Source organism: Marichromatium gracile, assembly GCF_004343155.1.
Classification (GTDB): Bacteria; Pseudomonadota; Gammaproteobacteria; order Chromatiales; family Chromatiaceae; genus Marichromatium; species Marichromatium gracile.
The window spans coordinates 111,460-131,361 of the sequence record NZ_SMDC01000008.1; the positions used below are offsets into that span (position 1 = coordinate 111,460).

At 70.2% G+C, this 19,902-nt stretch carries 13 protein-coding genes and 2 tRNA genes; 11 read left to right on the forward strand and 4 right to left on the reverse strand.

What is annotated here, in order from left to right; genetic code table 11:
• Positions 1-20 precede the first annotated feature (20 nt).
• The 3 genes from EDC29_RS12130 to EDC29_RS12140 are packed head-to-tail and all read left to right on the forward strand — an operon-like array spanning position 21 to position 4,423.
• Positions 21-806: an outer membrane lipoprotein-sorting protein gene (locus EDC29_RS12130; protein WP_062273607.1), complete on the forward strand. Its 786-nt coding sequence runs from the start codon at positions 21-23 to the stop codon at positions 804-806.
• A gap of 22 nt (positions 807-828) precedes the next feature.
• Positions 829-2,046 carry a DUF1302 family protein gene (locus EDC29_RS12135; protein ID WP_165913508.1) on the forward strand — a complete coding sequence of 406 codons (1,218 nt, stop codon included), beginning with the start codon at positions 829-831 and terminating at the stop codon, positions 2,044-2,046.
• 25 nt (positions 2,047-2,071) lie between these two features.
• Positions 2,072-4,423, forward strand: coding sequence for an efflux RND transporter permease subunit (locus tag EDC29_RS12140; RefSeq protein WP_132230059.1), 2,352 nt, complete (start codon positions 2,072-2,074; stop codon positions 4,421-4,423).
• A gap of 13 nt (positions 4,424-4,436) precedes the next feature.
• Here EDC29_RS12140 and EDC29_RS12145 read toward each other — a convergent pair whose 3' ends face one another.
• On the reverse strand, positions 4,437-5,789 hold the full coding sequence (locus EDC29_RS12145; protein ID WP_132230061.1) for an SPOR domain-containing protein: 1,353 nt from the start codon (positions 5,787-5,789) through the stop codon (positions 4,437-4,439).
• A 171-nt stretch (positions 5,790-5,960) separates the two neighbouring features.
• Between EDC29_RS12145 and uvrC the strand changes: the two genes are divergently transcribed.
• The 8 genes from uvrC (at position 5,961) to EDC29_RS12185 (ending at position 15,479) form a co-directional block, all read left to right on the forward strand.
• Positions 5,961-7,808, forward strand: a complete 1,848-nt coding sequence (uvrC, locus tag EDC29_RS12150) for an excinuclease ABC subunit UvrC (RefSeq protein ID WP_123140936.1) — start codon at positions 5,961-5,963, stop codon at positions 7,806-7,808.
• Between the two features lie 4 nt (positions 7,809-7,812).
• Positions 7,813-8,379: a CDP-diacylglycerol--glycerol-3-phosphate 3-phosphatidyltransferase gene (pgsA, locus tag EDC29_RS12155; protein WP_132230063.1), complete on the forward strand. Its 567-nt coding sequence runs from the start codon at positions 7,813-7,815 to the stop codon at positions 8,377-8,379.
• Positions 8,380-8,441: 62 nt separating this feature from the next.
• Positions 8,442-8,517, forward strand: a tRNA-Gly gene (locus tag EDC29_RS12160).
• A gap of 135 nt (positions 8,518-8,652) precedes the next feature.
• Positions 8,653-8,728: transfer RNA gene (locus tag EDC29_RS12165), tRNA-Gly, on the forward strand.
• 114 nt (positions 8,729-8,842) lie between these two features.
• Entirely contained in the window at positions 8,843-10,945 is a 2,103-nt protein-coding gene (locus tag EDC29_RS12170; RefSeq protein WP_132230065.1) for a DUF4407 domain-containing protein, read from the forward strand.
• A gap of 111 nt (positions 10,946-11,056) precedes the next feature.
• Positions 11,057-11,971 (forward strand): sirohydrochlorin chelatase, encoded by a 915-nt coding sequence (locus EDC29_RS12175; protein ID WP_123140939.1) that lies wholly within the window; start codon positions 11,057-11,059, stop codon positions 11,969-11,971.
• Positions 11,958-13,400: an FMN-binding protein gene (locus EDC29_RS12180; RefSeq protein WP_132230067.1), complete on the forward strand. Its 1,443-nt coding sequence runs from the start codon at positions 11,958-11,960 to the stop codon at positions 13,398-13,400. Before EDC29_RS12175 ends, EDC29_RS12180 begins: the two co-directional genes overlap by 14 nt.
• Positions 13,401-13,460: 60 nt before the next feature.
• On the forward strand, positions 13,461-15,479 hold the full coding sequence (locus EDC29_RS12185; RefSeq protein WP_132230069.1) for a TonB-dependent hemoglobin/transferrin/lactoferrin family receptor: 2,019 nt from the start codon (positions 13,461-13,463) through the stop codon (positions 15,477-15,479).
• 48 nt (positions 15,480-15,527) lie between these two features.
• On the opposite strand, the gene katG is transcribed toward EDC29_RS12185, so the two are convergent.
• From katG to EDC29_RS12200, 3 genes are all read right to left on the reverse strand, one after another.
• A complete protein-coding gene (gene katG / locus EDC29_RS12190; RefSeq protein ID WP_132230071.1) occupies positions 15,528-17,702 on the reverse strand; it encodes a catalase/peroxidase HPI in 2,175 nt (724 codons plus the stop codon).
• 284 nt (positions 17,703-17,986) lie between these two features.
• Complete coding sequence (locus tag EDC29_RS12195) at positions 17,987-18,760, reverse strand: enoyl-CoA hydratase-related protein (RefSeq protein WP_123142409.1); 774 nt, start codon at positions 18,758-18,760, stop codon at positions 17,987-17,989.
• 14 nt (positions 18,761-18,774) lie between these two features.
• A complete protein-coding gene (locus EDC29_RS12200; protein ID WP_132230073.1) occupies positions 18,775-19,902 on the reverse strand; it encodes an acyl-CoA dehydrogenase in 1,128 nt (375 codons plus the stop codon).

The window sequence follows — 19,902 nt, forward strand, 5'->3', positions numbered from 1 at the left end:
CCGATCAGAGGACCCCATCGATGCCCAGCGCCCAACTGTTATCCCGCCTGCTCGCCGGCGCGCTCGCGCTCACCGCCGCCACGACCCTCGCCGCCCCCACCGGCGAGGAGATCATGACCCGTGTCGATCAGCGTCCCGACGGTGAGGATCGCCGCTCGACCATGGTGATGGAGCTGATCAACAGCAACGGCAGCACCCGGGTGCGGCGGATGCTGGTGCTGTCCAAGGACGACGGGCCGGACACCCGCAAGGTGATGGCGCTGCAGTCGCCGCCCGACGTCAAGGGCACCGCCTTCCTCACCTGGGAGTACGACGACATCGCTCGCGACGACGATCGCTGGCTCTATCTGCCCGCGCTCAAGCGGGTGCGGCGGATCATGGGCGAGTCGCGCAACGACGCCTTCATGGGCTCGGACTTCACCTATGACGACCTGGGCGACCGCAGCGTCGAGGAGGACACCCATCAACTGATCGGCGAGGAACGCCTCGACGGGCACGATTGCTGGGTGGTGGAGTCGGTGCCCAAGGCCGCCGACGAGTTCTATACCCGCAAGCAGGTGTGGGTGCGCAAGGACGCCGACCTGCCGATCAAGGTCGAGTTCTACGACCACCGCGGTCTGCTCAAGGTGCTGCGGGTGCTCGAGGCGCGCCGGCAGGACGGCTTCTGGGTGCAGTTCCGCACCGAGATGCACAACGTCCAGCAGGACCACCGCACGCTGATGACCATCGAGGAGATCGCCCACGACACCGGGCTGCGCGACGCGCTCTTCGAGGTCTCGGCGATCCAGCGCGGCCATCTGCGCTGACCCCGCCGTGTCGTTCCCGTCGATGTGTCGCCGTCTCGTCGCCGTCCTGCTGTGCTGTGGCTGTCTCTCGCCGGCGGCCTCGGGCGAGCTGCTCGACACCCTGAGCTGGGACGGTTTCGTCGAGACCTATCAGGCGCTGCAGCTTGCCGCCCCCCAGGACACCCAGGGCTCGCGCGCCCGGGCGCGGCTGCGGCTCTACGCCGGCGAGGGCGATCGTCAGCTGTTCGCGCGCATCACCGCCGAGCGTGATCTCGCCTTCGAGGGCAACCGGATCGAGCTCGACGAGGGCTATCTCGATCTGGTCGGGCGCGGCTGGGACGCGCGACTCGGGCGCCAAGTGGTGATCTGGGGGCGTGCCGACGGGCTGCGTATCGTCGACCGGGTCTCGACCCTGGACAGCTCCGAGTCGCTCACCCGCGAGCTCGACGAGGTGCGGCTCGGGGTCGACGCGCTACGGCTGCGCCGGCTCGACGACTCCAGCCAGATCACGCTGATCTGGTCGCCGCGCTTTCGGCCCGGACGCGCGCCGAGCGAGGTCTGGGCGCTGCCCGACCCGGTCCCCGAGGGGGTGGCGCGCGCGGGTGTCGAGCGCCCCGGCAGCGCCCTCGACGAGGGGGTGTTCGCCGCGCGCTGGTCCTACTACGGCGCCGGGCTCGATCTCGCCGTCTCCGTCCTCCACACCTGGGAGGACCTGCCGAGCCTCGATCGCGAGTATGGCGCCGACGGCGCCCTCACCCTGGTGCCGCGCCACCATCGTCTGACCCTCTGGGGACTGGAGTTCGCCCGTCCGTGGCAGAGCTTCGTGTTCCGTGGCGAGGCGGTCTACATCCAGGGGCAGCGCCTCGAGCCCGCCGACTGGCGCGACCCGCTGCGCCGCGAGGACCTGCTGCACTGGATGCTCGGGCTGGATTGGACGCCGGGCAACAACTGGACGCTGATCGCCCAGGTCTCGGACGCCTGGATCCCCGGCTATGGCCAGGGCCTGGCCAGCGAGGCCCATACCCCGGTGCTCACCCTGGGGCTGAGCGCCGATCTGCTGCGCGAGACCCTCGAATTCAGCAACCTGCTCTTCGTCCGTCCCAACGAGCAGGGCTACTACAACCGCCTCAGCCTCGATTACGCGGTCACCGATCGCTTCCACGCCGGTCTCGGGCTCGACCTGTTCGGCGGCGAGGAGGGGGCTTTCGCCTTCTACAAGGAGAACGATCAGTTATGGCTCAAGCTCAAGTACAGCTTCTGACCCGCGCCGCCACGGGGAGCGCGTCATGCTGAGGATCGAGCGCGTCAACCTCGGCTTTCGCCGGCTCACCGAGGCGTTGCTGCGCCGCCGGCTGTGGGTGCTGCTCGGCGTCGGGCTCTGTCTCGGTGGGGCGGTGTCCGGGATCGGCGGCCTGCACAGCGATGTCGACCCGGACAACTGGCTGCTCGAAGACGACGCCATGCGTCAGGACCACGACCACTTCGAGCGCATCTTCGGCAACAGCGACTATTGCGCGGTGCTGATCGAGCACGAGGACGTGTTCAGCCCCGAGGTGCTGCGCGGCATCCGCGCGCTCGGCACCGAGCTGGAGCGTCGCGTCCCCCATGCCGACGAGGTGCTGTCGCTGACCGACCTGGAGTTCATGCTCGGGAGCGAGGAGGGGCTGGAGATCACCGAGCTGGTCCCCGAGCCGGTGCCGGAGTCGGCCGCGGCGCTCGCCGAGATCCGCGCCCTGGCGATGTCGCGCCCGTCGATCCGCGATCGGCTGGTCTCGGCCGACGGCACCCAGACCTGGGTGATGCTGCGTCTCCACGGCTATGGCGAGGTCGCGCGCAGCGAGGGCCCGGACCTGCAGGTCGGGCGCAGCTGCAGCGAGATCGCCGCCCAGCCCGAGTACGCCTTCATGCGCCCGCAGGTCTCGGGGCTGCCGGCGGTCAACTACGAGAAGAAGCGGTTCTTCAACGCCGAGGCGCCGCGCCTGCTGGGGATCTCGCTGCTGGTCAGCGCGCTGATCCTGGCGGTGACGCTGCGCTCGGTGTGGGGCGTGCTCTTCCCGCTGCTCACCGCGGCGGCGGCGATGGCGATGGTGCTCGGGGTGCAGGGCCATCTCGGCGTCGGTATCGACCCCTCGCTGGTGTTCCTGCCGCTGTTTCTCGGCATGGCGGTGTCGATCGGCTACTCGATCCATGTCATCAACCACTTCCGCCGTCGCTTCCTCGTCACCGGCGCGCGCCGCGCGGCCATCCTCCACGCCCTGGAGGAGACCGGCTGGCCGCTGCTGTTCACCGCGCTGACCACGGCCGCGGCGATGCTCTCCTTCCTGCTCATCCCGCTGCAGCCGATCCACTGGATCGGCTACACCGCGGCGAGCCTGGTGCTGGTGACCTGGGCGCTGGTGGTGCTGGTGTTGCCGGTGCTGCTGAGCTTCGGTCGGGATCGCGCCCCGGCGCCGGACGCGGGTCCGGGAGATCGCCCCCGTGGGCGTGCGCTGGAGCGGCTGCTCGGCGCCTTCGGCGGCTGGGTGTTGCGCCGTCCGCGTGCGGTGATCGCCGTCTTCCTGCTGCTCACCCTGGGCTGCGTGGCCGGGCTCAGTCAGTTCCGCGTCTCGTTCGACTATCGCGAGACCATGGGGCTGCAGGTGCCCTATATCGCGCGGATGAACGCGGTGGCCGAGAGCGAGGTCGGCTCGCTCTACGCCTATGACCTGGCGATCGCCTTCGACGCCCCGGACAAGGCGCGCGAGCCGGCCAACCTTGCCAAGCTCGACCAGCTGCGCGAGGAGATCCTCGGCTTCCCGCTGACCAAGCGGGTGACCTCGCTCAACCTGGTGGTGAAGGACCTGCACCAGGCGGTGTTCGGCGGCGGCGACGCCGACTACCGGCTGCCGGAGGATCGCCAGCTGCTCGCCCAGCTGCTGTTGCTCTACGAGAACGCCGGCGGCACCGAGGCGGCGCGCTGGGTCGATTACGACTACCAGCGACTGCGGATGATGATCGAGGTCAGCGACTACGACTCGGAGGAGGCCGAGCGCGAGCTCGAGCGTATCCGCGCCCGCGCCGCCGAGTTGTTCCCCGACGCCAAGGTGTATCTGATCGGCTCGATCGCGCAGTACACCTACATGATGCACCAGGTCACCTGGGGCCAGCTCGGCTCCTTCATGGTGGCGCTGGTGATCATCGGGGGGTTGATGATGGTGGTCTTCGGCGGGGTGCGCATCGGCCTGATCGCGATGATCCCGAACGTCGCCCCGGCGCTCGCCGTCGGTGGCGCCATGGGCTGGAGCGGGATCCCGATGGACATCATGACGGTGACCATCATGCCGATGCTGCTGGGGCTGGCGGTCGACGACAGCATCCACTTCATCGCCCATGCCCGGCTCGAGCACCAGCGCACCGGTGGCGATTACGTCGAGTCGATCCGGCGCACCTTCACCAGCGTCGGCGTCGCCCTGGTGCTGACCTCGGTGGTGCTGGTGCTGAACTTCTCCGTCTATCTCGCCTCGACGGTGAACATGTTCGTCCACATGGGCGCGCTGGTGGCGCTGGGGATCGGTGCGGCGCTGCTCACCGACTTCTTCGTCACCCCGGTGCTGCTCGAGCGGCTGCGTCCCTTCGACCCCCGGTCACGCCGGGGGTGAGGGCCGGGCGGCCTCAGCGCCGCCCGGTGTAGAGCTCGGTGCCGACCGGCAGCTCGCGCACCCAGGCGCCGGCGTCGCGCAGTGGTCGGGGGAGCTTGGCCAGGGCGGTGGCCGCAGGCGTCCAGCCGGGGTAGATGCCCTCGGTGATGGCGATCCAGCCGCTGCCCGGGCCGCTGTCGATGCGCCAGGTGTCGATCCCCTGGGCGGCGAGCTGGCGCTGGAAGCGCCCGGCGCGCTCCTCGCTGAGGAAGGCGCCGAGCTGCAGGGTGTAGCGGATCTCCTTGAGCGCGACGCGCCGTCCGGGCGCGGCGGTCGGCGTCGGGGTGGTCGGCGCCGGGGTCTCGGAGGTCTCGTCGGGGAAGTCGGCGTCGCCGTCGTCGACGGGCGCGTCGCGTCGTGCCTCGGCCAGCTCGGCGCGGGTGGTCTCGAGCGCGTCGGTGAGTGCCCGGACCTCGGCCTGGAGCCCCGAGACCTGGGTCTCGAGTCCCTGGATGGCGCGCAGCGGCTCGTCGCTGAGCCCGGCGCCGAGTCCGGCGACCGCGCCCCCCAGGTTCCACCAGGCGAGCGCGATCACCAGCACCAATACCCCGCCGAGCGCGCCGAGCGCGGCCGCGCCCTGGAGCTTGACGCGCTCGAGCTGTCTCTCCCACCATTTACGGTCGCGTGGATCGAGCCGCTGTGTCGTCGCGCTGGCCGTGCCAGACGCGCGACCGTCGGCGTCGGGCCGCGGACGTGCCCGGCCGGCGCGTGCCAAGGGCTCGGGGTCCGGCTCGGGCGGTGGTGGCGGTGCGCGTCGCTCGGGCCGCGGCGGTGGCGGCGCGGGCGCGGGCGTGCGCTCCCAAATGTCGTCGTCGAGTTCGTGGACGGCGGCTATGGGTTCCGGCTCCGGCTCCGGTCTGGGCGGCGGTGCGGGTTCGGGCGGCGGGGTCGGCCGCGGTCTCGGTGGCGGCTCGGGTTCGGGTTGAGGCTCGGGCTCGGGGGATCTCTTCTGGGCCTGATGGACGCGCCCCGGCAGCGGGTCCTCGAACAGCGACTCCAGGGTGTTGTCCTGGGCGCCCGGCTCCGGCATCGGGGCGACCATGTCCTCGGCGAGCCGTTCGAGGGTGCGCAGCTGGCGCGGGTCGGTCTCCAGGTCCTCGAAGGCTTGGAGGATCTCGGCGAGATAGATGCGCTCGCGCATCCCGATCTGCCCCTGGTCGAGTTGGGCGAGCGCCCGCCCCAGACTGTTGACCAGGGTCTCGGTGCCGTCCGGGTCCTGTTCGGCGACCCGGGCGAGACGATGGCTGATGGTGGCGATCAGGGCGGCGTCCCGATCCTGCTTCGCGCCCGCCTCGGCGGTGCGCGGTGTGGAATTCTCTTCTGTCATCCAACGCTCCTCGCGCAGTGAGTCCAGGGCCTGGGGGCGGGGTGGGGCGCGCGCTGGCGCGCAATCGCCTGGATCGCCCCCATGTTGGAGTCGAGCCTGGCCCAGGGACAAGGACGCGCACAATCAATCGATGCCGCCCCGTTCGGCGGGGCCGACGAGACGAATCCTTGCATGAGTGTCGCAGCAGACGCCAATCGATCCGATCCCCGGAGCCTGCTCCAGGGCATCCCCCAGTCACCCGGGGTCTATCGCATGCTCGACGCCGAGGGCACGGTGCTCTACGTCGGCAAGGCGAAGAATCTCCGACGCCGGGTGGCAAGCTACTTCAGTCGCAGCCGTCAGCTCAACCGTCGTATTCAGTTGATGGTGAGCCTGATCGCCGACATCGCCATCACCGTCACCCGGACCGAGGGCGAGGCGCTGCTGCTCGAGAGCAATCTCATCAAGTCGCTGCAGCCGCGTTTCAACGTGCTGTTGCGCGATGACAAGGGCTATCCGCACATCCTCCTCACCACCCAGGACCGTTTCCCCCGGTTGACCTTTCACCGCGGTGCGCGCCCGCGCGCGGGGCGGCTGTTCGGCCCCTATCCGAACGTCTGGGCGGTGCGCGAGACGCTGCAGCTGCTGCAGAAGGTCTTCCCCCTGCGCCAGTGCGAGGAGGCCGTCTTCCGCAACCGCTCGCGCCCCTGTCTGCAGTACCAGATCAAGCGCTGCAGCGGTCCCTGTGTCGGGCTGGTCGACGAGGCGAGCTATGCCGCCGACGTGGCGCGTACCGTCAAGTTCCTGGAGGGGCGGGCGCCCGAGCTGATCGACGAGCTGGTCGCCGAGATGGAGGCCGCCGCCGCCGCGCTCGAGTTCGAACGCGCCGCCGAGCTGCGCGACCGCATCGAGCAGCTGCGTCAGGTGCTGCAGCGTCAGTACGTCAGCGGCGAGGGCGGCGATCTCGATCTGCTCGCCTGCGTGCAGGACGGGGGGCAGAGCTGCGTGGCGGTGATGTTCGTGCGCGGCGGGCGCAGCCTCGGCACCCGCGCGTTCTTCCCGCGCGTGCCCGAGGAGACCGCGACGGACGGGGTGCTCGCGGCCTTCCTCGCTCAGTTCTATGCCGGGCACGAGGTCCCGGGGGAGCTGGTCGTCGGCGAGTCGGTCGAGGAGCAGGGGCTGCTCGAGCAGGCGCTCGGCGAGCACGCCGGTCACCGGGTGCGGATCAAGTCGCGGGTGCGCGCCGAGCGCGCGCGCTGGCTGGAGATGGTGCGCGCCAACGCCGAGGTGGCGCTGCGCGCGCGGCTCGGCAGTCGCGCCGGCTACGGACTCAGGTTGGAGTCGCTGCGCGAGGCGCTGGCGCTCGATGCCGTGCCGCGCCGGATGGAGTGCTTCGACATCAGCCATACCCGGGGTGAGCGCACGGTGGCCTCCTGCGTGGTGTTCGACGGCGAGGGGCCGCGCAAGTCCGACTACCGTCGCTTCAACATCGAGGGTATCACCCCGGGCGACGACTATGCCGCCATGGCCCAGGCGCTGACCCGTCGCTACACCCGGGTGCAGCGCGGCGAGGCGCCCGAACCCGACGTGCTCTTCATCGACGGCGGGCGCGGTCAGCTCAACGCCGCGGCCGCCGCGCTGACCGAGCTGGGGATGCGGCTCGACTGTCTGGTCGGCGTCTCCAAGGGGCCGGACCGACGCCCCGGCACCGAACAGCTCTGGTTGTTGGGGCGGGAGGCGCCCGTTATACTGCCGAGCGATTCGCCGGCCATGCATCTCATCGAGCAGATCCGTGACGAAGCCCATCGTTTTGCGATCACGGCCCACCGCCAGCGGCGAGCCAAGGCCCGCACCACCTCGGTGCTGGAAGGCATCGACGGAATCGGTCCCAAGCGCCGACAGCGACTCCTCAGGCAATTTGGCGGCATGCGCGGCCTGATCCGGGCCGGTGTCGAGGACATCGCCGGGGTCGAGGGGATCAGCCGGCACCTGGCCCAACAGATCTACGATGCCCTCCACCGCGAGGCCGCTGGACCCTGACCTTATGTGGAACCTCCCCAATCTGCTGACGTTGCTGCGGATCCTGCTGATCCCGGTGTTCGTCGCCGTCTTCTATGTCGATGCCCCCTGGGCCGCCTATGCCGCCGCCGCCGTGTTCGGTGCCGCGGCGCTGACCGACTGGCTCGATGGTTATCTGGCGCGCCGCTGGAGCCAGACCTCGCCGCTCGGCGCCTTCCTCGACCCGGTGGCCGACAAGCTGATGGTGGCCGTGGCCCTGGTGGTCGCCGTGCAGGCCGACCCGCGGGTGCTGATGGCGCTACCGGTGATGGTGATCATCGGGCGCGAGATCGCCGTCTCCGCGGTGCGTGAGTGGATGGCCGAGATCGGCGACCGCGCGGCGGTGGCCGTCTCCATGCTCGGCAAGATCAAGACCACGGTGCAGATGATCTCGATCGCCATCCTCATCCTGCGCGAGTCGATCTTCGGCCCCTGGCTCTACGGTCTCGGCGTGGCGCTGCTCTATGTCGCCGCCATCCTGACCCTGTGGTCGATGGTGCTCTATCTGCGCGCGGCCTGGCCGAGCCTGAGCGGCGCCAAGCAGGGCGACTGAAAAAAATATGACGATAGGGGTTGACGCCCCGGAGATGTCGTCTATAATGGGCATCTCTTTCGGCGGGAATAGCTCAGTTGGTAGAGCACAACCTTGCCAAGGTTGGGGTCGCGAGTTCGAGTCTCGTTTCCCGCTCCAAATTCCGAAAGAACGACCGCTTCGCGGGTTTGAGGCGATCGGGCTTTTTGGTCGGCAGGCTGCATCGGCGCCACCGACCGGTTCAAGAAGGCACTTGAACATCGTCACGAAAGACGTTAAAATTCAAAAAATAAAGCGGGAATAGCTCAGTTGGTAGAGCACAACCTTGCCAAGGTTGGGGTCGCGAGTTCGAGTCTCGTTTCCCGCTCCAAACACTCAAGAAAACCGGTATCGAAAGATGCCGGTTTTTTTGTGCCCGTCATCTCCCATCCCCATCTCTCCCTGGTCGGCGTCTGTGTGCCGCCGTTCCTGTCGAGGTCTCGAGATGGCGAATGGATGGTCGCGCCCGGGCCCCGGGCGTCTCCTGCTCGACCGCTTGCGGCTGCGTCCCTACGGCGCCGCGCTGCTCACCCCGGCCGTGCGCATCTGGCTCGGCTTCGCGACCCTGTTGATCCTGCTGATGGCGCTGCTCGAGGGCGTCGTCTGGGGGCTGGTCGGCGCCTCGCTGGTGCCCGAGGCGAGCCCCTGGCTGCGCTGGCCGGCGGGGATCTTCTTCTTCCTGCTGATGTTCACCGTGATCTGGGTGGTCGATGCCTCGCTGATGCTCTCGGAGCGACCGCGCGGCGGTCTCGGCGCGCGCACGCGCTGGTTCGTCGGGGTGCTGGTGCGCGTGCTCATCGTCGCGCTCTCGCTCTATGTCACCGCGCCCCTGCTGGCGCGGCTGATCCGCGCCGACGACATCGCCCTCCATCACCAGCGCCAGGTCGAGCGCTATCAGGCCGAGCGTGCCGCGCGGCTGGAGGCCCGGCTCGCCGAGCGTCTGGCGCCGCTGGCACGCGAGACCCAGGCACGGATCGCGGCCCTGGAGGCCGAGCGCGCGCGCCTCACCGAGACGCTCGAGCGCGCGCGTGAGCGCCGCGCGCGGATCGAGTCGGCCGCCGCCCCCGGACTCGAACTGCTGCGCGAGGAGTTGGCCGCCGCCCGTCTGCGGCTCGGCGACGAGTTGCACGGTCGCGCCGGGCGCCCGCCCGGCTATGGTCCCGAGGCCAGACGCTGGGAACGTCAGGCCGCCGAACTGGAGACCGAGGTCGAGCGTGCCGAGGCCGCGCTCGGCGCTCGGCTCGGCGGGACCGGCACCGAGATCGCGGAGACCGAGCAGCGGCTGCGCGCGCTGGCCGCGCGGCTCGACGCGCTGCGTGCCTCGGGTGCGGCCGAGCGCGAACGCCTCCGCGCCGAACTCGCCGCCGAGCAGCCCCCGGCCGAGCCCCCGCGCCTGACCTTTGCCGCCCGCTCCAAGGCGCTCGAGGCGCTGCGCGCGCGCCCCGACGAGCGCGGCGTACCGCACTTCGAGACCGTCGAGGGTTTCGCCCAGGCGTTGCTCGCCATCCTCTTCTGCGCGCTGCTCGCGCTCAAGCTGTTCGAGCCGGGGGCGGTACGCGCCTATTTCGACGATCGTCTGCAAGGGCAGTACCGCAAGTATCTGCGTGGCGGTCTCGCCACGATCCCCGGCTTCGAGCACTGGGAGGACCCGGCGCGGCGGCTCTCGCCGCACGAGTTCGCCACCGCCTGGCGCGCGCACGAGCGCGATCCCGGCACCTTCCAGTCGGCCCGACTGGCACTGCTCGAGGCCGCGGCGCCGGTGGAGTCCGCCGAGCGAGCGCAGCGTCTGGAGGCGGCGCGGGAGCGTGCCCGGCACGCCGAGCTCGCCGAGGAGCAGGCGCTGGCGCGGGAGCGGCGCGCGCGCGAGTTGGAGGCCCATGCGCGTGAACTCGAACTGCGCAACGCCTCGCTGGAGGAGGCGCTGCGCGAGGAACGCGCGCAACGGCGCGCACGCGCCGAGGCCGAGTGGGCGCTGCACCAGGAGGGCGAGCGCGAGGCCTTGCGACAGCGTCGGGCGCGTTTCGACGACGAGTTGCGCCAGCTCGGCGAGGAGCAACGACTGCGCGAGCGCGAGATCGAGGTGCTGCACCAGCAGCGCATGCACACCCTGGAGCGCGAGGGACGCGAGGCCGCGCTCAGTCGTGCCGGGCGGGCCCGACGCGAGGAGGCCGAGGCACGGCTGGCGCGGGTACAGGGGGTACTGGACCGGCTCGGTGAGCGCGAGGCGGTCGAGCGCGAGCGCCTGTCAGCAGCGCGGGCGCGGGTGGTGGGGCTCGAGCGCGCGCTCGACGAGATCGGCGAGCAGCTTGCGGCGGTGGCGACGAGCCCGGGCTCGCGCCGTGCCCGACGTGCGCGCGAACGGGCACATGCGCTGGAGGTCGAGCTGACCGAGGCGCGGGCGCTGACCGAGGGTGCCGAACAGCGACTGGCGACGGTGCGCACACGTATCGCTCTGATCGAGGACGCGCTGGGTCGCTGGCTGTTCGAGACGGGGGCGGGGGAGGGGACCGATGAGCGGGCGGGCGAGGAGTTGCCGACAGCGGATTGACAGTTCTCAATTGATAATGATTCTCGAAGCCAATATCATCCCTGGCCGGAATCATCGTCCCCGAGAATCGTGTACAGGGGACTCGCGCGATTGAGGAGTCGATCCACCGCCATGAACAGACGATTGCTGAAACGGGCCCTCGCCGTCCTGGTGCTGTTGCCGCTGCTGCTGGGCGGCTGCGGCGAACCGGTCCCCGAGGAGGGGCAGGGAGCCAAGGTCGGGGTGCTGCTGGTCAACCACGGCTCGCACTCGAAGAACTGGCGCGACATGCTGGTCGATGTCGAGGAATCGGTGCGCGATCGCATCATGGCCGATGGCCGGATCGCCGAGGTGCGTACCGCCTTCATGGAGTACAACGAACCCTCGATCGGCACCCAGATGCGCGCCTTCGACGAGGCCGGGTTCGACGAGGTGATCGTGGTGCCGCTGTTTCTCACCGTCAGCTCGCACTCGCTCGACGACATCCCCACCATCCTCGGCATGAAGGCCGACCCCAAGGTCATGGCCAAGCTCGCCGAGGAGGAGATCGAACTCTATCGCCCCCGGGCGCGTGTCACCCTGACCCCGATGCTCGACTTCTCCTCGCTGCTGAAGAAGAACCTGCTGCGCCGCACCCAGGCGCTCGTCGGCGAGACCGAGGACACCGGGGTGGTGCTGGTGGCCTACGGCGATGCCAGTTACAACCAGCAGTGGGAGGCCCTGGTCGGCGACATCGGGCGTTATCTCAAGCTCAAGGCGGGCATCGACACCGTCGCCTATGCCTGGTGCGGGCACCTGGTCGACTACTCGCCCGAGCCGACCCTGCGCGCCATCGAGCAGGTGCTGGAGCTGGAGGACCGGGCGGCGGTGCTGCCGGTGCTGGTCGCCGTCGACCCCGCCTTCCAGGACGACATCATCGGCGAGGCGGTGGCGCAGAGTCCGGAGGGCAGCCGGATACGCTATGCCGGCGACGCCATCCTCCCCGATGCCGGTCTCAACGACTGGGTGGTCGAGATCGTGAGGCAGACCCTCGATGGTGGCGCTTGAGCGGCTCGGCCGCCGTCGGGTCGCCGCGACCCTGCTGCTCGTCGTGCTCGTCGCCGTGCTGTGGGCGCGCGCCGAGCCGGTCGAGACCGGTCCGGCCTTCCGCATCGACCCCGTCGATCCGGCACACGCGCAGCCGCGGCTGATCGGCCGGACGGACGAGGCGGCGAGCACGGGGTTCGGGCTGATGAGCGGCGCGGTCCCCACCCGGGGACACGGCTATGCGCTGCTCGGTGCCGCCGAGTCGGCGCCGAGCGGCTTCGGCCTGCTCGGCGGCGATGATCCGGCACGCGTTGCTCCGGGCGAGGCCGCCGCCGCGCTGGCCGCGCGCGCCGAGGCCGGCGACCCGGACGGCTATCGTGCGCTGGCGCAGGCCACCGAGGGGCTGCCGCTCGCCGAGCGGCGCGATCGCGCCGGGCGCCATCGCGGGGTCTATCTCGACAACCTCGGGCTCGACAGCCGGGTGCGCGGCTTCGCCGGGCCGCTGCACATCGGCGTCTATCTCGATGCCGAGGGCGGGGTGCGCGAGCTGGTGCTACTGGAGTCGCGCGAGACCCCGAGCTATCTGCACCGGGTCGAGCGCGCCGGGTTCTACGATCGCGCCCGCGCCGTCGAGATCGCCCCGGGGTTGCAACGGATCGACGCGGTGAGCGGCGCGACCCTGACCTCGCAGGCGCTGGCGCGCGCCCTCGACGAGCTGATCGACAGCGCCGCGCCGGTGCTCGACGAGCATCTCGACCGTCCGGCCCGGGGCTTCGCGCTGGAGGCGCCGCTCTCCGATCGCTGGGTCTGGCAGCTGGCGCTGCTCTTGGTGCTGTTCGCGCTCGTCTGGCAGCGGCGCTGGCGGCTGGAGCGGACCGAGCGAACCCTGCTCGGGTTGATCAGCCTGGTGACGCTCGGCTTCCTGTTCAACCTCGGCTTCACCTATCTCAACCTGCTCCATCCGCTGCTCGGTGTCTCGGTCTCGGCGCTGGTCGGTGGCTATGCCGTGCTGGTGCTGCTCGGCGCGATCTGGGACGACAACACCTATTGTCGTCACCTCTGTCCCTTCGGTCAGGCACAACGGCTGGTGGCGCGTCTCGACCGGCGCTCGCGCTGGCGTCGCTGGCCGCTCGGCGCTCGCACGATGTACTGGCTGCGGCTGGTGCTGGCGGCGGTGCTGATCGGCGGGGTGGTGCTCGGTGTCGAGCGCTGGAGCGGGTTCGAGCTGTTCCCCGACCTGTTCGCGCTCGATGTCGCGTCACTGTGGTTCCTGCTCGCGCTCTTTCTGGTGCTGCGGGTCGCGGCCTGGGTGCCGATGCTGTGGTGTCGGCTGCTCTGTCCGACCGGCGCGGTGCTCGATCTGGTCGCGCGCGCGGTGCGTCCGTCGCGCCGTGGCGCCGGGGTGCGGGTTGCCGCGCCCGTGCCGCAGACGCTGTCCGAGAGATCCTGATCCATCCCGACGCCAGCCTCCACGCCAGCGATGTCGGCCCTGTCTTCGAGGTGATCCATGATGTCCCAATCCGCATCGCTCCCGCGGCTGGTCGGTTGCTGCGCGCTGGCCGCGCTCGCCCAGCCGCTGGCCGCCGAGCCCCGCCTGCCGACCATCTCGGTGGTGGCCACCGGCACCGAGCGCGCCGTCGACACCCTGCCCGAGTCGGTCAGCGTGGTCGAGCGCGATCAGCTCGAGCGCGACCAGCCGAGCACCGTCGGCGAGGTGCTCGAGACCCTGCCCAACGTCGCCCTCGGCGGCGGACCGCGCCCGGCCGGGCAGCAGCTGACCATCCGCGGCATCGGCGACAGCCGGCTGCTCTATCTGATCGACGGGGTACGGCAGAACTTCTCGCGCTCGCACAGCGCGCGGATCTTCGTCGAGCCCGAGCTGCTCGAGCGCGTCGAGGTGCTGCGTGGCCCGGCCTCGGCGCTCTGGGGCAGCGGCGCGATCGGCGGGGTAGTGGCGTTGCAGACCCGGGAGGCGGCCGATCTGCTGCGCCCGGGGCAGCGCATCGGCGGACTGGTCAAGACCGGCTATCAGGACGTCAACGACGAGTGGCTGGGGGCGGCGGCGGTCTATGGCGCGCCGACCGACGGGCTCGACTACCTGCTCAATCTCTCCTACCGCGAGGCCGGTGATGTCGCCCTCGGCAACGGCGAGGATCTCGATCACTCCGGCTACGAACGGCTCTCCGGGCTCGGCAAGCTCAACTGGACCCCGGACGGGGTCAACCACTTCGGGCTCTCGCTGATGGGCGGCGCGCTCTCCGGCGAGGTGCCGTCGAACGCCCAGATCGCCGCCACCGCCGAGGATCTGCTCGATCGCGACATCCAGCAGACCAATCTGGCGCTGCGCTATCGTCACGCCTCGCCGGACCAGCCCTGGTTCAACCCGTCGCTGACCCTCTATCGCAACCTCACCGACATCGACGAGACCCGGCTGCACGACGGTCGCGAGGACGAGACCGAGATCGAGACCCTGGGGGTCGACCTGCGCAACCAGATGCGCCTCTCCGGCGAGGGCGCGCTGGCGCAACTGCTGAGCTACGGCCTCGAGTGGCATCGCGACAGCGTCGAGGCCCGCCGCGACGGCGCGCCACGCACCAGCTACCCCGACGGCGAGGGCGAGGTGCTCGGGCTCTTTCTCCAGGACGAGATCATGATCGGCGAGCGCTGGACCCTGATCCCCGGGGTGCGCTGGGACCGCTACACCCGCGAGAGCGACGACGCGACGCTGGAGGATCACGACGACAGCGCCTTCTCGGCCAAGCTCGGGGTGGATGTCGCCGTCACCGACTGGCTGTCGCTGCAGGCGAGCTACAACGAGGCCTTCCGTGCCCCCGGCGTCTCCGAGCTCTATGTCTCCGGGACCCATTTCAGCTGTGGTCGCGGCTGCCAGAACCTGTTTGTACCCAACCCCGATCTCGAACCCGAGAAGGCGCACAACAAGGAGATCGGCATCCGGTTGCACCGCGACGACCTGTTCGCACCGGGCGATCATGCCCGCTTCCAGGCGCGCGCCTTCCGCAACGACGTCGACGACTTCATCGACCAGATCGTGCAGTTCGTCTTCTATCCGGTACCGGGCAACCCGCAGCGCGGTGGGGTGACGAGCTTCCGCAACGTCGACTCGGCCAAGCTCGAGGGCTTCGAGCTGGAGGCCGGGTACGACGCCGGGCGCTGGTTCGCCAACGCCTTCTTCGCCCGCACCCGGGGCGAGGACAAGACCAGTGGCGAGCCGCTCTCGAGCGTACAGCCCGACACCTGGCAGTTCGAGACCGGGCTGCGACTGCCTGAACACCGGGTCGAGCTGGGCTGGCGCGCGCGCTTCGTCGCCGAGCAGGACCGGGTGCCGGTCGACGGCACGCCCGCCGACGCCTATCAGCTCCACGACCTGTGGCTGACCTGGCGCCCGCACCGCGATCTCACCCTCGATCTCGGCATCGACAACCTGTTCGACGAGGATTATCTGCCCTATCTCTCCGCGCTCGAGGGACCGGGGCGCAACCTCAAGGCGACCCTGAGCTATCGCTTCTGAGATCACGCGCCACCCCGCGCCGCGGCGACGGCGCGGGGCGGGGGCGTGTCAGACCAGATCGAAACGATCGGCGTTCATCACCTTGGTCCAGGCGGCGACGAAGTCGTGGACGAACTTCTCGCGGTTGTCGTCCTGGGCGTAGACCTCGGCATAGGCGCGCAGGATGGCGTTGGAGCCGAACACCAGGTCGACCCGGGTCGCAGTCCAGCGCAGCTCGCCGCTGGCGCGCTCACGGATCTCGTAGCGGTTCTCGCCCGCCGGCTCCCAGCGATAGGCCATGTCGGTGAGATTGACGAAGAAGTCGTTGCTCAACACCCCGACGCGATCGGTGAACACCCCGTGGCGGGTGCCGCCGTGGTTGGTGCCGAGCACCCGCATGCCGCCGATCAGCACCGTCATCTCGGGGGCGGTGAGGCCCATCAGCTGGGTGCGGTCGAGCAGCAGCTCCTCGGGGCTGACGGTGTCGTCCTGCTTGAGCCAGTTGCGGTAGCCGTCGTGGACGGGTTCGAGTGGCGCGAAGGAGTCGGCGTCGGTCATCTCCGCGCTGGCGTCGCCGCGACCGCGGGCGAAGGGCACGTGGATCTCGAACCCGGCGGCGCGCGCCGCCTGCTCGACCCCGACGTTGCCGGCGAGCACGATGGTGTCGGCGAGGCTCGCGCCGGACGCCTTGGCGATGCCCTCGAGCACCCCGAGCACCCGGCCCAGGCGCTCGGGCTCGTTACCCGGCCAGTCCTTCTGCGGCGCGAGCCGGATGCGCGCGCCATTGGCGCCGCCGCGCAGGTCGGAGCCGCGGAAGGTGCGGGCGCTGTCCCAGGCGGTGGCAACCAGCTCGCCGATCCCGAGGCCGCTCTCGGCGATCCGCGCCTTGACCTCCTCGACGTCGTAGTCGGTCGGGCCGGCGGGGATCGGGTCCTGCCAGATCAGGTCCTCGGCGGGGACGTCGGGGCCGATATAGCGCGCCTTGGGACCCATGTCGCGATGGGTGAGCTTGAACCAGGCGCGGGCGAAGACCTCGGAGAAGTACGCCGGGTCCTGGTGGAAGCGCTCGGCGATCTTGCGATAGGCCGGGTCCATCTTCATCGCCATGTCGGCGTCGGTCATGATCGGGGTGCGTCGGATCGACGGGTCCTCGACGTCGACCGGACGGTCGGCCTCGGCGATCTCGACCGGCTGCCACTGCCAGGCCCCGGCCGGGCTCTTCGCCAGCGCCCACTCGTGACCCAGCAGCATGGCGAAGTAGCCCTCGTCCCAGCGCGTCGGGTGGGTCGTCCAGGCGCCCTCGATGCCGCTGGTGACCGCGTCGCGACCGATCCCCCGGGTGGTCTTGTTGATCCAGCCGAGCCCCTGGTCCTCGGGCGCGGCGGCCTCGGGCTCGGGGCCGAGCAGGGCGGCATCACCGTTGCCGTGACACTTGCCGACGGTGTGACCGCCGGCGGTGAGGGCGACGGTCTCCTCGTCGTCCATCGCCATGCGGGCGAAGGTCTCGCGCACGTCGCGCGCGGTGCGCAGCGGGTCGGGGTTGCCGTCGACCCCCTCGGGGTTGACGTAGATCAGCCCCATCATCACCGCCGCCAGCGGGTTCTCCAGGTCGCGTTCGCCGGAGTAGCGGCTCTCGGGGTTGTCCGTGGGGGCCAGCCAGTCCTTCTCCGAGCCCCAGTAGATGTCCTGCTCGGGGTGCCAGATGTCCTCGCGCCCGAAGGCGAAGCCGAAGGTCTTGAGCCCCATCGACTCATAGGCGATGGTGCCGGCGAGCACGATCAGGTCGGCCCAGCTCACGCGGTTGCCGTACTTCTTCTTGATCGGCCACAGCAGGCGGCGCGCCTTGTCGAGGTTGACGTTGTCCGGCCAGCTGTTGAGCGGGGCGAAGCGCTGGTTGCCGGTGCCGGCGCCGCCGCGCCCGTCGGCGATGCGATAGCTGCCGGCGGCGTGCCAGGCCATGCGGATCATCAGCCCGCCATAGTGTCCCCAGTCGGCGGGCCACCACGCCTGGCTGTCGGTCATCAGCGCGTGCAGGTCGCGCTTGAGGCCCTCGACGTCGAGCTGTTCGAGCGCCTTGCGATAGTCGAAGTCCGCGCCCATCGGGTCGCTCTTGCGGTCGTGCTGGTGGAGGATGTCGAGATTGAGCGCCTTCGGCCACCAGTCCATGTTGGTGGCGCCCACGGTGGTGTTCGCGCCGTGCATCACCGGACACGTGCCGGTCCCCTGGGTCGTCTGCTGGTTCATCGCGGCTCTCCGTTCGTGGATGCGTCGATTGGAATGCACCGCCGTCGCGGCGGGTGCGGTATGGCATCAGCGTAGGAGGCGGGGCGATCGGGCGCTAATCGTTTGGCCGCATGCGATTCATCGGCAATAGCGATCAGGTTGGTCTTTATGATTTGTGTTGATGCGCAAATCGTGCGGACCGCTCGGGCGCGGACCGGCCAGGGGCGAGGCGAACGCGCGGCAGTAGCGGGAGGGGGCGGGGCCACGGCCCGCCGCGCGGCGGGTCGTGGGTGGGGACGGAGGGCTCAGCGGTCCTCGAAGCGCGCCTCGCGCTTGGCGATGAAGGCGGCCATGCCCTCGCGCCGGTCGTGGGTGGCGAAGGCGGCGTGAAACACCCGCCGCTCGAAGCGCACGCCCTCGGTGAGCCCGACCTCGAAGGCGCGATTGACGCTCTCCTTGAGCATCATGCTGATCGGGATCGACTTGGCGGCGATCAGCCGCGCGGTGTCGAGCGCCTCGTCGAGCAGCCGGGCGGCGGGCACGACGCGCGCGACCAGACCGTAGCGCTCGGCCTCGGCGGCGTCGATCAGCCGTCCGGTGAGACACATCTCCATCGCCCTGGACTTGCCCACGGCGCGGGTCAGGCGCTGGGTGCCGCCCATCCCCGGCAGCACCCCCAGGTTGGTCTCCGGCAGGCCGAACCGCGCGCCCTCGCCGGCGAGGATGATGTCGCACATCAGCGCCAGCTCGAAGCCGCCGCCGAGGGCGAAGCCGTTGACCGCGGCGATGATCGGCTTGCGCCGGGCGGCGATGCGGTCGCTGTCGCCGCAGAGGTCGTCGACATAGGTCTGGGGATAGCCGAGATCGGCGATCTCCTTGACGTCGGCGCCGGCGGCGAAGGCCCGCTCCGAGCCGGTGATGACGATACAGCCGATCCGCGGGTTGGCCTCCAGGTCGTCGAGCGCGTGGTTGAGTTCGCGGATCAAGCGGGCGTCGAGTGCGTTGAGCGCCTCCGGGCGCTCGAGGGTGATCAGACCGACGCGGTCGTGGATCTGCAGCTGGATGGGACGATCGCTCATGGGGCGGCTCCTGCTCAGAGATTGCGCGAGATCACCAGACGCTGGATGTCGCTGGTGCCCTCGTAGATCTGACAGACACGGACGTCGCGATAGATGCGCTCGATCGGGAAGTCGCTGAGATAGCCATAGCCGCCGAGCGTCTGCAGCGCCGAGGAGCAGACCCGCTCGGCCATCTCCGAGGCGAACAGCTTGGCCATCGAGGCCTCCACCAGCGCCGGTTGATCGGCATCGCGCAGGGCCGCGGCGTGGTGCACCATCTGGCGGGCGACGGCGATCTGGGTGGCCATGTCGGCGAGCCGGAAGGCCACCGCCTGGTGCTCGATGATCGGCTTGCCGAAGCTCTCGCGCTCGCGGGCGTAGTCGCGCGCGGCCTCGAAGGCGGCGCGCGCCATGCCGACGGACTGCGCGGCGATGCCGATGCGCCCGCCCTCGAGGTTGGCCAGGGCGATGCGGTAGCCCTCGCCCTCGGCGCCGAGCCGATTCTCGACCGGGACCCGCACCCCCTCGAGCAGGATCTGACAGGTGTCCGAGGCGCGCTGGCCGAGCTTGTCCTCGACCCGGCTGACGCTGTAGCCGGGGCTGTCGGTGGGCACGATGAAGGCGCTGATGCCGCGCTTGCCGGCCGCCGCGTCGGTGACGGCGAAGACGATCACCACCCCGGCGCTACGCCCCGAGGTGATGAACTGCTTGCAGCCGTCGAGCACGTAGTGATCGCCCTCGCGACGCGCCCGGGTCTTGAGCTGGCGCGCGTCGGAGCCGGCCTGGGGCTCGCTCAGGGCGAAGGCGCCGAGCAGCTCGCCGCTGGCCATGGGGGTGAGGAAGCGGTCTTTCTGGGCAGCGTCGCCGAAGCGCAGGATCGGCATGCAGCTCACCGAGTTGTGCACGCTCATGATGGTCGAGCAGGCGCCGTCGCCGGCGGCGATCTCCTCGAGCGCCATGGCATAGGCGAGATAGCCGGTGTCGCTGCCGCCCCACTGCTCGGGCACCAGCATGCCGAGGAAGCCGAGTGCTCCCATCTCGGCGATGGCCGCCTCGGGGAAGCGGTGCTCGCGGTCCCACTCGGCGGCGAAGGGGGCGAGACGCTTCTGCGCGAACTGACGCGCGGCCTCGCCGAGCAGGCGTTGTTCTTCGTTGGGCAGCAT